Origin of the sequence: Streptomyces sp. ISL-12 (genome assembly GCF_018614415.1) — a bacterium.
Lineage (GTDB): Bacteria > Actinomycetota > Actinomycetes > Streptomycetales > Streptomycetaceae > Streptomyces.
This window is the reverse complement of record NZ_JAGGOO010000023.1, coordinates 16,401-30,636: the sequence shown is the minus strand read 5'-3', so window position 1 is coordinate 30,636 and position 14,236 is coordinate 16,401. Positions and strand designations below refer to the sequence as shown.

Annotated in this window: 14 protein-coding genes; 4 read left to right on the top strand and 10 right to left on the bottom strand. The window is 76.7% G+C overall.

Translation table 11 applies throughout. The features are described 5' to 3' along the window. The 8 genes from J7I94_RS06805 to J7I94_RS06770 are packed head-to-tail and all read right to left on the bottom strand — an operon-like array spanning position 1 to position 9,528. The gene (locus tag J7I94_RS06805) at positions 1–1,104 is read right to left on the bottom strand and encodes a GNAT family N-acetyltransferase (RefSeq protein WP_215165906.1); all 1,104 of its coding nucleotides are present in this window, start codon (positions 1,102–1,104) and stop codon (positions 1–3) included. After that, positions 1,101–1,883 carry a lipopolysaccharide biosynthesis protein gene (locus tag J7I94_RS06800; RefSeq protein ID WP_251074773.1) on the bottom strand — a complete coding sequence of 261 codons (783 nt, stop codon included), beginning with the start codon at positions 1,881–1,883 and terminating at the stop codon, positions 1,101–1,103. Before J7I94_RS06800 ends, J7I94_RS06805 begins: the two co-directional genes overlap by 4 nt. Continuing rightward, positions 1,880–3,031, bottom strand: coding sequence for a glycosyltransferase (locus J7I94_RS06795; protein ID WP_215165973.1), 1,152 nt, complete (start codon positions 3,029–3,031; stop codon positions 1,880–1,882). The genes J7I94_RS06800 and J7I94_RS06795 overlap by 4 nt, the downstream gene beginning before the upstream one ends. Positions 3,032–3,041: 10 nt before the next feature. Further along, complete coding sequence (locus J7I94_RS06790) at positions 3,042–3,731, bottom strand: polysaccharide deacetylase family protein (protein WP_306521868.1); 690 nt, start codon at positions 3,729–3,731, stop codon at positions 3,042–3,044. 49 nt (positions 3,732–3,780) lie between these two features. After that, positions 3,781–5,472 (bottom strand): lipid II flippase MurJ, encoded by a 1,692-nt coding sequence (locus tag J7I94_RS06785; protein WP_215165902.1) that lies wholly within the window; start codon positions 5,470–5,472, stop codon positions 3,781–3,783. Beyond that, complete coding sequence (locus J7I94_RS06780) at positions 5,469–6,833, bottom strand: O-antigen ligase family protein (protein ID WP_215165901.1); 1,365 nt, start codon at positions 6,831–6,833, stop codon at positions 5,469–5,471. Before J7I94_RS06780 ends, J7I94_RS06785 begins: the two co-directional genes overlap by 4 nt. A gap of 5 nt (positions 6,834–6,838) precedes the next feature. Beyond that, complete coding sequence (locus J7I94_RS06775; protein WP_215165899.1) at positions 6,839–8,347, bottom strand: sugar transferase; 1,509 nt, start codon at positions 8,345–8,347, stop codon at positions 6,839–6,841. Next, positions 8,344–9,528: a glycosyltransferase gene (locus J7I94_RS06770; protein ID WP_215165898.1), complete on the bottom strand. Its 1,185-nt coding sequence runs from the start codon at positions 9,526–9,528 to the stop codon at positions 8,344–8,346. Before J7I94_RS06770 ends, J7I94_RS06775 begins: the two co-directional genes overlap by 4 nt. 347 nt (positions 9,529–9,875) lie before the next feature. On the opposite strand from J7I94_RS06770, the gene J7I94_RS06765 reads away from it, so the two are divergent. From J7I94_RS06765 to J7I94_RS06750, 4 genes are all read left to right on the top strand, one after another. Further along, positions 9,876–10,115, top strand: a complete 240-nt coding sequence (locus tag J7I94_RS06765; protein ID WP_215165897.1) for a chaplin — start codon at positions 9,876–9,878, stop codon at positions 10,113–10,115. A 321-nt stretch (positions 10,116–10,436) separates the two neighbouring features. Continuing rightward, positions 10,437–11,129: a hypothetical protein gene (locus J7I94_RS06760; RefSeq protein WP_215165896.1), complete on the top strand. Its 693-nt coding sequence runs from the start codon at positions 10,437–10,439 to the stop codon at positions 11,127–11,129. Positions 11,130–11,284: 155 nt separating this feature from the next. Beyond that, on the top strand, positions 11,285–11,848 hold the full coding sequence (locus J7I94_RS06755; RefSeq protein ID WP_215165895.1) for a tyrosinase cofactor: 564 nt from the start codon (positions 11,285–11,287) through the stop codon (positions 11,846–11,848). Beyond that, entirely contained in the window at positions 11,832–12,698 is an 867-nt protein-coding gene (locus J7I94_RS06750) for a tyrosinase family protein (protein WP_215165894.1), read from the top strand. Before J7I94_RS06755 ends, J7I94_RS06750 begins: the two co-directional genes overlap by 17 nt. Positions 12,699–12,723: 25 nt before the next feature. Here J7I94_RS06750 and J7I94_RS06745 read toward each other — a convergent pair whose 3' ends face one another. Together J7I94_RS06745 and J7I94_RS06740 are read right to left on the bottom strand one after the other, a co-directional pair. Further along, complete coding sequence (locus J7I94_RS06745) at positions 12,724–13,683, bottom strand: D-2-hydroxyacid dehydrogenase family protein (RefSeq protein ID WP_215165892.1); 960 nt, start codon at positions 13,681–13,683, stop codon at positions 12,724–12,726. A gap of 260 nt (positions 13,684–13,943) precedes the next feature. After that, on the bottom strand, positions 13,944–14,234 hold the full coding sequence (locus tag J7I94_RS06740) for a hypothetical protein (RefSeq protein ID WP_215165890.1): 291 nt from the start codon (positions 14,232–14,234) through the stop codon (positions 13,944–13,946). Positions 14,235–14,236 lie beyond the last annotated feature (2 nt).

The window sequence follows — 14,236 nt, the reverse complement described above, 5'->3', positions numbered from 1 at the left end:
TCAGGTCCCGCCGCCACCGTCGCGCTCCTTCCAGCGCCGCCGCAACTCCCTGCCCCGCCGCCGCGCGGCGACGTCGCCCAGCGTCGCCGCCAGCAGCGGGGCGGTGCGCCACCGGGCCAGCAGCAGCCGCTGGTTGGCCACCGGCCGTGGACGCCAGTGGTGCTTGTACGGCTCGTTGCCGCGCAGCAGGCTCAGCGCGCCCTCCGGCCCGGGCGGCAGGTGGCCGGTGCACGCGTCCAGCAGCATCACCGCCACGTCCGCCTTCCGCTCCCGCAGCCGGGGGTGGGCGCCGTACAGGTAGCCGCCCGTCAGCCGCCGCCCCAGCAGGGTGACGTCGACGGCCACCACCTCGTCGTCGAGCCGGAACTCGGTGACCACCGCGTCCCCGGCCCGCACCATCGGCCCCACCGACCGCACCAGATGGTCCCGGAACCGGGCCCGCAGGTGCTCGCCCGTCACCTGCCGGCCCTGCCACTGCAGCCGGTGCAGCTCCAGCAGCCGGCGCAGGGCGGTCTCCGCCTCCTCGGGGAGGACGGTCCGGCTCTTGACGCCGAGCGCGTCGAGCCTGCGCAGCTTGGCGCGGACCCGCTGCTGGGCCTTGGCCGAGGGCAGCCGGGCGGTCAGTCCGGCCAGCGGCAGGGCGGGCAGCTCCAGACAGAGCGAGTCGTCGACGCGGCGGCGGGGGCCGCGCCAGCGCTCGTAGACCCGTTCGGCGGCGCCGCCGGGCCGTACCTCGCGCAGGTCGACCAGTGCGGTGCCCGCCGCCGCGGACAGCCCCTCGGCGAGCGCGGACGCCGCCCAGGGGCCGTGTCCGTCGTCCAGGAGGACGTCACCGTAGTCCGAGATCGCCCCGCCGAGCGGCACCAGCGCCGGGACCGGACCCCGTACCCGCATCAGCGGTGCGGCGCCGACCAGGTCCCGGCCGTCGCGGGCCAGCACCAGCCGCAGCCGGCCGGGCCGGCCGTACGACAGCCACCAGGAGTGCAGCCAGGCGTGGCTCTGGAACGGGGTCGCCGCCGCACACCGCCGGTACAGCCGCGTCCAGTCGGCGGCCAGGGCGGCGAAGTCCCGCTCGTCGGTGACCAGCTCGGTCGTGTACGTCACAGCGGGGTGCGGACGTCGGCGGCGGGGGCGGGGCCGGGCACCGAGGCGGCCGGTTCCGCCGCCGCCGCGTCCCGGCGGGGCCGGACCAGCAGCGCCAGCCCGCCCAGCAGCCCGCCCGCGCTCGCGCCGACCAGGCCGGTCAGGGCGGGGGAGGCCGTGGAGGGCGCGGTGGGCGCGGTGGCCCGGGCGAGCTGGCGGAGGGTCACGTGGGTGGCGTCCGCGGCGGTGCCCGCGTGCCGGGTCAGGGCGCGGGCGACGGCGTCGGCCATGTCGACGGCCCGGCCGGGGCGGTCGGCGGTGGCGCTGACGGAGACCATCGGGGCGTCCGGCGAGGTGGCCGTCCGCACGCCGTTCTTGAGCGTCGCCACCGGCACGCCCGCCCACACCTGGGCGTCCCCGAGCACCGCGAGCTGCGTGGCGACCCGGCCGTACGCCTGCGCGAAGCCCAGCGCCGCCGCCGGGTCCGACCCCTCGGCGGGGACGGCGACGACGTAACTGGTCGCCGTGTACTGCGGCGTCCGCGCCAGCCCGTATCCGCCGCCCGCCAGTCCCCCGAGGAGGACACCGGCGGCGAGGAGGGACCAGGGGGGCAGGGCGCGGGCGCGGGTGAGGAGAGGGGGTCTGTTCGTGGTCCTGGTCCTCTTCGCGGTCTGGGCTCCGGTCTCGGTCTCGGTCTTGGTCTGGGCTTCGGTCTCGGTCTCGGTCTTGGTCTGGGCTTCGGTCTCGGTCTCGGTCTCGGTCTCGGTCTCGGTCTCGGTCTCGGGCACGGTTTCGGTCATACGGCGGTGACTCCCTCGGGTACCGGGGACAACGGGTGCGTGAGCACGCCGGCGTACACGTCCATCAGCCGGGCGGCGCTGCGGCCGACGCAGTAGTGCCGGGCGGCCTCCGGGGCGGTGCGGGGGCCGGGGCCGGCCTCGCGGGCCCCGGCGAGGGCGGCGGCGAACTCCGCGACGCCGCCCGGCACCCGGCGGGCCCCGGGGGCGGTGTGCGGGGGCAGGTCCTCCAGCGCGGGGCAGGAGGCGTACCGCACCGGCAGCCCCGACGCCAGGCCCTCCACGACCGCGAGGCCGAACGCCTCCTCCGGGGACGGCGAGGCCAGCACGTCCATCGCGGAGGTGAGCGAGGGCAGGTCGGGGCCCGGGGAGCCGTCGGGGACGCAGGGGCGTTCGCCGGTCAGCAGGACGCGGTCGGCGACGCCCGCCTCGTGGGCGACGCGGCGCAGCACGTGCTCCTCGGGGCCGCCGCCGACCAGCAGCAGCCAGCAGTCCTCCGGCAGCAGGGCCAGCGCCCGCACCAGTACGTCGAACCGCTTGCCCGGCGTCAGCCGGCCGATGCCGCCGACGACGTACGCCCCATCCGGCAGGCCGAGGCGGCGGCGGGTGCGGTGCCGGGCGACGGGGTCGAAGCGGAAGCGCTCCAAGTCGATGCCGTTGGGCACGATCTCGATGCGGGACGGGGGCACGCCCCAGCGGCGCAGCCGGCCGGCGACGGTGGCGGAGACGGCGACCGTGGTGCTGCCGAGGCGCTCACCGGCCAGGTACAGGGCGCGCACCCCGGGGGTGAGCCGGCGGCCCTCCATCAGGGTGTCCCCGAGGGAGTGTTCGGTGGCCACGACCGCCCGGACGCCGGCCAGGCGCGCGGCCAGCCGGCCGTAGAGGCAGGCGCGGTACAGGTGGGTGTGGACCAGGTCGTACCCGCCGGCGCGGATCAGGCGGGTCAGCCGGGGCAGCGCGCTCAGGTCACGGTTGCCGGTCATGCCGAGGTGGACGACGCGCACGCCGTCGGCCGTCAGCCCGTCGGCGACCGGGCCCGGGTCGGTGAGGGTCACGACGTCGCAGCGCGGCGTGAGGTGACGCAGCAGCAGCCGCAGCTGCTGTTCGGCGCCGCCCACGCCGAGGCCGGTGATGATGTGCAGCACCTTGATGCCGGACATGTCACACCCCCGCCACGGGGCGCCGCCGCAACCGGTGCAGCCGGGTCTTCAGCAGCATCCGTACGGCCGTGTCGCGCTGCCCGACGTGCACCCGGGGCAGGGCGTACGGCCCGGTCAGCGGGCCGGGGTCGATGGCGCAGGCGTAGCCGTACCCGGCGGCGCGGACGGCCTCGACGGCACGGGCGTCGACGGTGCCGTACGGGTAGCAGAAGCCGGTCACCGCCGTGCCGGTCAGCTCAGTGAGCCGCGCCCTGCTGCCGGCGGTCTCGGCCGCCAGCGTGGCGTCGTCGGCCGCGGTGAGGTCGACGTGGGTGAGGCCGTGCGAGCCGATCTCCACGCCCTCGGCGGCGGCGCGGCGGATGCCGTCGGCGTCCAGCAGCGGCTTGCGGGGGCCCAGCGGATCCCAGGCGTTGTCGCCGCCGAGCCGTCCCGGCAGCACGAACAGGGTGGCGCCGCAGCCCCAGCGGCGCAGACACGGCAGGGCGTGCTCGGTGAAGTCGGCGTACCCGTCGTCGAAGGTCAGCGCGATCAGGCCGCGGGCCGCGCCCCGCGCCCGCGCGGCCAGCAGGTCGGCCACGGACACGCCGCGCAGCCCGCGCCGCCGCAGCCAGCCGAGCTGCGCGTCGAGGCGGGCAGGGGTGACCGTGATGCGGTACGGGTCGTCCGAGGGGTCGCCGACCGAGTGGTACATCGCCACCCACGGCACGGGACCGGTCCGGGCACCCGCGCGGGCGGGGACGTCAACGGAACCTACGGAAGCGGAAGCAGCCATGACGCAGCCTTCGGAGGAGGGAGCGGGAAACGGAACGGACGGTGGCGGTGGCGGGGGCGACGCCCTGGACGCCCAGGGCCCGGCCGAGCAGCAGATACGTGCCGGCGACGGCCAGCACGCCGGCGGCGAGAGCGGGCCCGGGACGGTCGCAGCGGGCCGCGGCGGACATGCCCGCGACGGTCGCCGCCCCGGCCGCCAGCGCCGGACGGGCCAGGTCGGCCAGGACCCGCCGGACGCGGACGGGGACGCCGCGCGAGCCCGTTCCGGCGAGCAGCAGGGCGGCGGTGACGGTGATCCCGGCGGCGTTGGCGGCGGCGATGCCGCGTACGCCCCAGGCGGCGACGCCGGCCGCGCCGATGACGGCGGTGGCGGCGACGCCCACGGCCATCGCGCCCAGCGGGTACCAGCTGGCGCGGCCGGCCCCGAAGTAGGAGCGGGCCAGCGCGCCCACCACGGTCTGGCCGAGCAGCCCGAGGGCGTACACCCGCATCACGCCCGCGGTCGCCGCCGTGTCCCCGGCGGTGAACACGCCGCGCTGGAACAGCAGTTGCACGATCTGCGGGGCGCAGGCCACCACCGTCGCCGCGCCGAGCAGCACCAGCGCGGCGGCCACGGCCACGTCCCGCTCCACCCGGTCCCGGGCCCGTACGACGTCACCGTCGGCCAGCGCCCGCGCCACCACCGGGAAGGTGACCGTGCACAGCATCAGCGACAGGGTCATCGGGATCTGCGCCACCTTCTGCGCGTAGTTCAGGTGCGAGATCGCCCCGGCGGACAGGCCGGAGGCGAGGAACCGTTCGATGAGCACCTGCGACTGCCGGCACAGCGCGAACAGCAGGACGGTGGCGAACAGCGCCGTGACCAGCGGCCGTACGCCGTCGGCGGCGCCGGACGCCGGCCGGGGCGGCTCCCCGTCGCGCTCCCGCAGCCGCCGCACCAGCGAGGGCACCTGCGCCGCCACCATCAGGCAGCCGCCCACCGCCACCCCGGCCGCCGCCGACCGCACCCCCCAGGCCCCGCCGAGCAGGAACATCGTGGCGATGATGCCGGTGTTGTAGGCGACGTAGATCGCCGCCGGGACCAGGAACCGCCGGTGCGCCCGCAGGGCCGCGCTGCAGTAGCCGGCCAGGCCGAAGCTCAGGACACAGGTCGCGGTCAGGCGGGTGCAGTCGACGGCCAGGGCGGGGTCGGACAGGCCGGGTGCCAGGACCCGGACCAGCGCGGGAGCGGCTACGGCGACCAGCGCGCCGGCCGCGGCGAAGGCCAGCGCCAGCCGGGGCAGGGTCGCGGCGACGAGCGCCCGGACCGGGTCGCCGGAGGCACCCCGCGCGCGCCGGGCCAGGGCCAGGCTGAACATCGGGACCAGCGCGAAGGCGAGCCCGTCCTCGATGAGCAGCGTCGCCGCGAACTCCGGTACGGTCCACGCCACCAGGAACGCGTCGGTCCCGCTGCCCGCCCCGAACAGCCGGGCCAGCGCCTGGTCCCGGGCCAGCCCGAGCACCGACCCGGCCACCGACAGCACGGCGGTCACGGCGGCGGCCCGCGCGAGGAACCCCCGCGACCCCCGCCCGGCCCCAGCCGCACCGTCTGCCCCTGGTGGTGCCTCGGGTGCCGCACCACCCGCCACCGTCCCCGCGCCCCGCACCGGCGTGGACGTCATCGCCCGGACCCCTCCCCGGCGCGCGCGGCCAGCGCCCAGTGGGCCGCGAGGCCCAGGCACACCGCCGTCAGCACCGTCGACGGGCCGCCGATGTCGGCGTACACGAAGTCGGTGAGCTGCCACACCAGCAGCCCGCAGCCGATCAGCCCGCAGTCGAGCCCCGCCGGGCCCGCACCCCCTGCCCGCCCCGCAGCCCTCGTCCGCCCCGCCCGCCCGGCACGCCGCACCGCGCGCAGCCGGCGCAGGCCCAGGACGAGGAGCGCCAGCCAGCTCCCGGCCAGCGCGACCAGTCCGATGAGGCCCTGTTCGGCGAGGACGAGGAGGTACATGTTGTGCGGGGACAGCAACGGCTGCCGGACGTATCCGGCGCCCGCGCCGCCGGTCTCGCTGCCCGAGGACAGCGCCAGCGAGGCGTGCGTGTCCCGGTGCTCGGGGAAGCCCTTGAGGCCGACGCCGGTCAGCGGCCGCTCGCGCCACATGTCCACGGCCGCCGCCCACATGGTGTACCGGTCGGTCACCGACTGGTCGGGCGCGTCGGCGACCCGGGTGATGCTGCCGACCCGCTCCTGGAGCATCGCCGTACCGACCCCGAACCCGCCGACCAGCACCACGCCCGCCGCGGCGACGGCCGCGCCCAGCGCCACCGCCCGCCGCGCCCCGGCCAGCAGCGCCTGCGCCGCGCAGGTCACCGCCGTGGCGATCCACGCCCCCCGGCTGAAGGACAGCGCGAGCGGCAGCAGCAGCGCCACCGCGCACCCGGCGGCCAGCACCCGGTGCCGCACCGGGCCGCTGCGGCCCAGCGCCAGCCCCGTCGCGCACACCAGTCCCAGCGACACCACGGTCGCCATCCCCATCACGTCCTGCGCCCCGAACGTCCCCACCGCCCGGACCTGTTCGCCCTGGTACGAGGCCCCGGTCCCGGTGACGTACTGGTGCGTGCCGACCGACCCCTGCCACAGCGCGAGCCCCACCACCGTCCAGGCGAGCAGCCGTACGTCGCCCCGGCCCCGGACCAGCAGCAGCACGGCGGCCGGCACGAGCACGAAGACCTGGAGGCAGCGCCCGAGCCCCGCGAGCTGGTCCTCCGGCGCCCCGGTGGCGCACACCGCGGCGAGCGCCAGCGCCGGCACCGGCAGCCCCAGCACCACGGCCGCCGTACGGGACAGGGGGCGCCGCCGCTCCCGCAGCAGGCGGACCGCGCAGTACAGCACCACCAGCGCGGAGAGGACGTCGGCCGGGTGCGCGCCGCCCTCGCCCGCGTCCAGGGGCAGGGCCAGCAGCGCGATCACGGCGGCCACGGCCGTCGCCGGCGGCAGGTGCCGTACGCGGGCCGTCGCGGACCGGGGCAGGGCGAGGCTCACGTCGGTCAGCTCCCCGTGGGGCGCAGCAGCGCCACGGCCGTGCGCAGCAGGATGCAGACGTCCTGCCACAGCGACCAGGTGTCGATGTACGCGTTGTCGTAGCGGGCCCGGTCCTCGATGGAGGTGTCCCCGCGCAGCCCGTGCACCTGCGCGAGGCCGGTGATCCCGGCCGGCATCCGGTGGCGGGCGGCGTAGCCCGGGTAGGTCTGGCTGAACCGGTCGACGAAGTAGGGCCGTTCGGGGCGCGGGCCGACCAGGCTCATGTCGCCCCGGAAGACGTTCCACAGCTGGAGCAGCTCGTCCAGCGAGGTCCGCCGCAGGAAGCGGCAGAACCACGGCATCCGGCGTTCGTCGGCCACGCTCCACCGGGTCGCCGACTCGTGCTCGTCCACCGGGCGGTGGGTGCGGAACTTCAGCAGCGTGAAGGGCCGGCCGCCCTGTCCGACCCGCTGCTGCCGGAACACCACCCCCGGCCCGCCGCTGACCCGCAGCGCCGCCGCGCACGCCAGCAGCACCGGGCCGGCCAGCAGCAGCAGCGCCCCGGACACCACCACGTCCAGCGCCCGCTTGCCGCGCCCCGGCCGGGCGGGCCCGGTCAGGAGCCGCCGGCAGGGGAACCCGGCGATCTCCTCCCGGCCGGCGCCCGCCGGGCGGCCGGCGTCGACCTCCCACACCGCGCACCCCGCCTCGGCCAGCGCCCGCAGCAGCGCGTCCTGCCGGGTCCGGGCGGCGGGGTCGACGACCAGCACGTCCCGGACGCCGTTCTGCACGACCGCCCGGTGCGCCTCCTCGCCGGTGGTCAGCACGGGCAGCCCGGAGCCGCCGTCCGGCACGTCCCGGACGCCGCCGCGCCCCACCGCCCCGTGCGCCTCCTCGCCGGTGGCCGGCACGGGCAGCCCGGGACCGCCGCCGTCCGGGCCGTCGGCCACCACGCCGACCGGCCGCACCCCGCACCGCGCGTCGCGCAGCACGGCGGCGGCCACCCGGCGGGCGGTCGCGGCGGGCCCGACGACGAGCGCCGCGTGCGGACGCCGGCGCAGCGCGCGGCGCCGCCACCGGTGCACCAGGCCCCGGCCCGCGCAGCTCGCCGCCGACTGCGCCGCGCAGCCCAGCAGCAGGGCGCCGGCGGACAGCGCGTGCCCCGGCGCGTACGCCGCGATCAGCGCGGCCGACGCCAGCCAGGCCGTCGCGATCCGGGCGCACACGGCGGGCAGTTCGTCCAGGACGCCCGGCAGCCGCCGGGGCGGCGGCGGACGCAGCAGCAGGGCGGTGGCGACCAGCAGGGCCGCGAGCGGCGCCCGCACGGGGACGCCGGTGAGGGTGAGCGCGCCCACCAGCGCCGCCGCGCCGTCCGCGAGGAGCAGCGGCAGCGCCGGGCCGGGCCGGGCCGCCGGGCCTCCGGCGGGCAGCCGGGGGCCCAGGGCGCCGGGGCGCGGCGGCAGGAGCGGGACGGGGGACCTGCCGAGGTCCCGCGGCTCGCCGGCGGGGACGGGGACGGTGCTTTCCGCGGTCACGAGTGGACGGACTCCCTGTGCTCGGTGGGCTCGGCGACCGGCCGGACGGCTGCCGGTGAGCCGCCGAGGAGCGCCCGGTACACCGCCGCGTGGGCCGCGGCGGTACGGCGGACGTCGTGGGCGGAGACCACGTGCGCGCGGCCCCGCAGGCCCAGCCGGGCGCGCACCGCCGGGTCCGGCAGCAGCGCGGCCACGGCGTCGGCCAGCGCGGCGGGGTCCTCCGGCGGCACCAGGCAGTGCGGTACGAGCGCGGGCGGCAGGCCCTCCCGGGCGCCGTCGACGTCCGTCACCACCACCGGCCGCGCACAGGCCATCGCCTCCAGCGGCGCCAGCGCCATGCCCTCCCAGCGGGACGGCAGGACGACCAGATCGGCGGCCCGGTACCAGGGCGCCGCGTCCGGCACACCGCCCGCGAACAGCACGGAGGCGGGCGCCGAGGCGGCCAGCCGGGCCCGGTCCGGTCCGTCGCCGACCAGGACGAGCCGGGCGCCGGGCACCCGTGCCAGGACCCGCCGCCATGCCGCCAGCAGCACGTCCTGCCCCTTCTGCCGGCACAGCCGCCCCACGCACACCACCAGTGGCGCGTCGGCGGGGACGCCGGGCAGCAGCCGGGGCCGTACGGCGGCGGCGGGCGCGGGCCGGAAACGGTCGGTGTCGACGCCGTTGGGGATGACCGCCCAGCGTGCGCGGACCCCGGCCCGCACCCCGCGCAGCCGTTCCGCCTCGCTCACGCACACCACCCGCGCCGCCCAGCGCGCCCCCCACCGCTCCCAGCCGCGGGCCAGGGCCGCCGCGCCGCCGTCGACCGCCTCGAACGACCAGGCGTGCGGCTGGAACACGGTCGGGATCCGCCCCCGCACGGCCAGCCGCCCGGCCAGCCCCGCCTTCGCGCTGTGCGCGTGCACCAGGTCCGGCCGCACCTCGGCGACCGTCCGCGCCACCCGCCGCACCTCCGGCCCGAGCGACGCACCCGGCGCCCGCGTCGCCGGCCAGTGCCGTACGTCCGCGCCGAGCGCCCCGAGAGCGGCCGCCAGCGGACCGTCCGGGCAGGCGGCCACGACCTCCAGGCCGGCGGCGAGCTGAGCGCGGGTCAGGTCGGTCAGCGCGCGGGCGACGCCGCCGTCCACGGGCTGGACGAGATGGAGGACCCGCGGCCGAGGGACGGTCGGTGACTGGTGCATGCGCGGCTTCCTCGCTCACGGATGGCGCTCAGGACGGGCGCGAACGTGCCGCACCTCGGTGCGCCGGTCTGGACGCCCGCTTCGGCGTACGCCGTGTCAGGCCGGCCGGCGGGCCCGGAGACCCGCTGACCACCGACCGGGTCCGGCCGCCGGTGCGTCGGACGGCGTGGACTCTAGTCGTTATCCGTACGAATCCGATGAAACCGGTCATAGGTGTCGGAAGGTATGAAGGGGGTGATCGGGGGAGATCACCCCATCGGCCGCACACCCCGGGCACGGATCGCGCGTTGACACTGCACGGGGCACCCGCCCGGACGCACGTGTGTCACATCAAGGAGCACCTCTCCATGTCGCGTATCGCGAAGGGCCTGGCCCTGACCTCCGTCGCCGCCGCCTCGGTGGCGGGCGGTACCGGTGTCGCCGCCGCCGACGCCGGCGCGCACGGCACCGCCTCGCACTCCCACGGCGGGTCGTCGGGCGACGTCGTCCAGGTCCCGATCTACGCGCCGGTCAACATCTGCGGCAACACCATCGACGTCGTCGGGGTGCTGAGCCCGTCGTTCGGCAACAAGTGCAAGAACGGCTGACGCCGGTCCCGACGCCGCCCCGGCCGTCCGCACGCGGTTCCTCCTCCGCGTGCGGGCGGCCGGTTCGCTTTTCCCGCGGGTCGCGAGCCGCGAGCAGTCGGCGCTTCGCGGCGTCGCCGTCGTCCCGCGTGCGGCGGAGCGCTGCCTCGAATGGGGGGTGCGTCACCCGGCCCGGCGGCGGTCCCCGACACGCGGGCCGACCAGGGACGATGCCATACCTCCCGGGATCGGCCGGGCACGTGGCGTAGGTGCCCGGTTGCAGCGCGCCATGGGCGATTCCACGGTGGGCACAACATCCGACGCACACCGAAAGGAACCCCCATGCGTCTGCCCGCTCGACGAATCGCCACCTCCGCGCTCTGCGCCACCTTCCTGCTGGGCCTCACCGGCCCGGCGGCGATGGCGGCCGAAGGCGAATCGGCCCGGGAGCACGCCCGGACGGCGCCTCGCGCGCCCCTCCCCAACATGGAAACCCTGCGCGCCCAGGCCGGCGACATCGGCCTCCTGGGCGACACCCTCAGCCCCGTCGCCGGTCTGCTGAACGCCGTACTCAAGGCCGACGACGGCCGGCTCACCCAGGCCGAGGCGGACAAGCACGCCAACGCGGTCAGGGAGGCCCTCGCCCAGGCGGAGGCGGCCCGCACCACCACGCCGGGCACCAACGCGTCGGCCGGCACCACCCAGAACAGCGCCGCCGACCCGGTCACGCTGCCGGCCGGTTCCGCCGCCGACCCGCAGGCCCCGGAGGCCGACCTCACCACCCACGCGCTCAAGGACCTGCAGAAGCGGGTCGACACCCTGGTCGAGGCGGTCACCAAGGCTGGCAGCGAGCAGGTCCGCCCGGCCGCCGACAACGTGGTGACCGGCGTGGTCAACATCCTCACCGCCACGCTGTCCGGCGGCCGGATGCCCGCCCCGGACCTGGCCGGCCTGCAGGCCACGCCGAAGGCCCCGGGCGAGGCACAGCAGAGCGTCGCGCGTCCGGCGACGGAGGGTGCCGCCGCCAGGCCGTGACCCACGTCCGCGTCCCGCCCCGTTGTGCCGGCCCTTCCTGGCCGGCACAACGGCTTTCGGCCGGGCCCCGGACCCGCCCCGCCCGCCACGCGGTGACCACGAGGCCCCTCGGCCGGTTATCGGAACGGATCACCGGACCGGACGAGGAGCGACCCATGGCCGTCACCGCACCCGAAGTGCCGAACGGAGCCCCGGGAGACCCGGAGCGGCGAGCGACCGCGGGGGCGGCCCCACCGGACGACGGGGCCGCCCCCGCCACCCGCCGGAACGTCGTACGCGGACTGCTCGCCCCGGCCGCACTCGCCGTGACACTCACCCCCGCGGCGGTGGCGGCCGTGTCCGTGACCACTGCGTCGTCGCCCTCCCGAGCCGGAACCGCCCGCCCCGCCCACGGCTTGGACGGCCTCGCCTTCGACGAGACCTACCGGGACCGCCGTATCCAGGGTTTCCGGGGCTTCCGCGACGTCCGCGGCCATGAGACCGCCCCCGAGGACCACGCGGCCGCCGACGCGGACACCTGGCACGTGACCGTGGACGGTCGCCCCCTGCACCTCATGCGCCGCGCCGACGGCACCTGGCTCACCATGGTCGACCACTACCGCTCGTACCCGACCCCCCTGGACGCGGCCCGCGCCGCGGTCGACGAACTCGGCCCCGGCCGCCACCTGCGCGAGACGGGCCACCACCACACGGGGAGCGGTCATGGCGTACACGCGTAAGGACGTCAGCACCCTCACCCGGTCCGAGCGGCAGCGGTTCGTCAAGGCGCTGCTGGAACTGAAACGCCGCGGGGAGTACGACGAGTTCGTGCGCCTCCACATCGACTTCTACGTCTCCGACGGCGAGAACCGCCTGCGTACGGCCCACATGGCGCCCTCTTTCCTGCCCTGGCACCGCAAGTTCGTGCTGGAGCTGGAACGGGCGCTGCGCCGGGTGGACGCGTCGGTGACGGTGCCGTACTGGGACTGGACGAAGGACCGCTCCGCCACCTCCGCGCCCTGGACCGCCGACCTCCTCGGCGGCACCGGCCGCGCCTCCGACCAGCGGGTCGTCACCGGACCGTTCGCCCACGCGGAGGGCAACTGGACGCTGCGGGAGAACGTCACCGACACCGACTTCCTCACCCGGGACCTGGGCCGCCGCCGCGCCCCGATCGAGTTGCCGACCGCCGGCGACCTGGAGTGGGCCCTGAAGGACCCGGTCTACGACACCGCGCCCTGGGACTCCACGGTGGGCAAGGGGTTCCGCAACAAGCTGGAAGGCTGGGGATCCGGCCGCGGCAGCGTCTCCTGGCGCAACCACAACCGGGTGCACCGCTGGGTCGGCGGGGCGATGCTCGGCGGCGCCTCCGTCAACGACCCGGTGTTCTGGCTGGTGCACGCCTTCCTCGACCTCCAGTGGGACCGCTGGCGGCGACGCCACCGCGGCGCCCGCTACCAGCCCGCGAAACCGCCCGGCCGAGGCAGCGCCCAGCACGGCCGGGTCGTCGCCCGCCACGAGAAACTGCCGCCGTGGGACGTGACGCCGGACCAGCTGGAGGACCTCGGCGCGATCTACCGGTACGCCTGACGGCCTCGGGGCAGGAGGCCGTACGTCAGGGCAGGCGGCGTACGGGGGAGCCGTCGAGGTAGGCCCGGACGGCCTCGACGGCCTGGCCGTAGTAGGTGGCGTAGTTGGCGCGGGTGACATAGCCGAGGTGGGGCGTCGCCAGCAGCCGCGGCGCGGTGCGCATCGGGTGGCCGGCGGGCAGCGGCTCGATGTCGAAGACGTCGACACCCGCGCCCGCGATCCGGCCCTCGCGCAGGGCGGCGAGCAGGGCGTCCTGGTCGACGATGGCCGAGCGCGAGGTGTTGACCAGGTACGCGGTCGGCTTCAGCAGCGCGAGTTCGGCCGCGCCGAGCAGACCCCGGGTGCGGTCGCCGAGCGCCAGGTGCACCGAGACGAAGTCGCTCTCCGCGAGCAGCGCTTCCTTGGAGGGGGCGAGGTCGACGCCCACCTCGTCGGCGCGGTCCCGGGTGAGGTTCTGGCTCCACGCGCTGACCCGCATGCCGAAGGCGAGGCCGACCCGGGCGACCCGGCTGCCGGTCTTCCCGAGGCCGAGCAGCCCGAGGCGGCGGCCGTGCAGGTCGGCGCCGACGGTCCGCTGCCAGGGGCCGCCCGCGCGCAGCCCTTCGCTCTCCTCGACGACGCCCCGGGCCAGACCCAGCAGCAGGGCCCAGGTCAGCTCGACGGGCGGCGTGGACGAGGAGGCCGTACCGCACACGGTGACGCCGTGCGCCTCGGCCGCGGCGTAGTCGATGACGCTGTTGCGCATCCCGGAGGCGACGATCAGCTTCAGCCGGGGCAGACGGGCGATCAGGGAGCCGGGGAAGGGCACGCGTTCGCGCAGGGTGACCACGATGTCGATGTCGGCGAGCGCCGCGGCGAGGGCGTCCTCGCCGTCGATGTGGGTGTCGAAGACGACGACCTCGACGTCGTCGTGGACCGGCGACCAGTCGGCGACCTCGGTCGCCACCCGCTGGAAATCGTCCAGGACGGCACAGCGCAGGCGCACCTCGGTCGGTCCTTCCTCTTCGCCGAACGGACGGCGGCGCCCCGGTGAGAGCTTCCTCGCCCGGCCGCCCTCGCCATCCTGGCACGGCCGGCGCACGGGGACGCGGGCCCGGGCCGCGACGCACGGAAGCGGCCCCGGGTGTGAAAACCCGGGGCCGCTCGGTCCGTCAGTGAACAGCCGGTCCGCGTTGTCCTGGTGACCCCGTGGTGGGAGCCAGGACCGCTCGGGGAGCCGGCGGGCCGGCGCTGCTCACGGCGGTGTTACTTGCCGTGCTTCTTGAGGAGGAAGTTGGCCTGGGAGGCGGTGTCCCTGTCGTCCACGATGTGAACTTCCTTCTCCTCCTCTTCCTTGTTGTTCTTCGAGCAGTCGAGGTTGTTGTTGGCCGAGGACAGGATCGGGATGTCGATGACCTCGATGACGTCGCAGCTCAGGACCTGCGAGTTGTTCTCGAACTTCGCGCTGTCGTCGTCGGCGGCGACGGCCGTGGAGGCAGCGCCACCGGCCATGGCCAGCGCGGTGAAGGTGCAGGCGAGAGCCTTCTTGAGAGCCATTC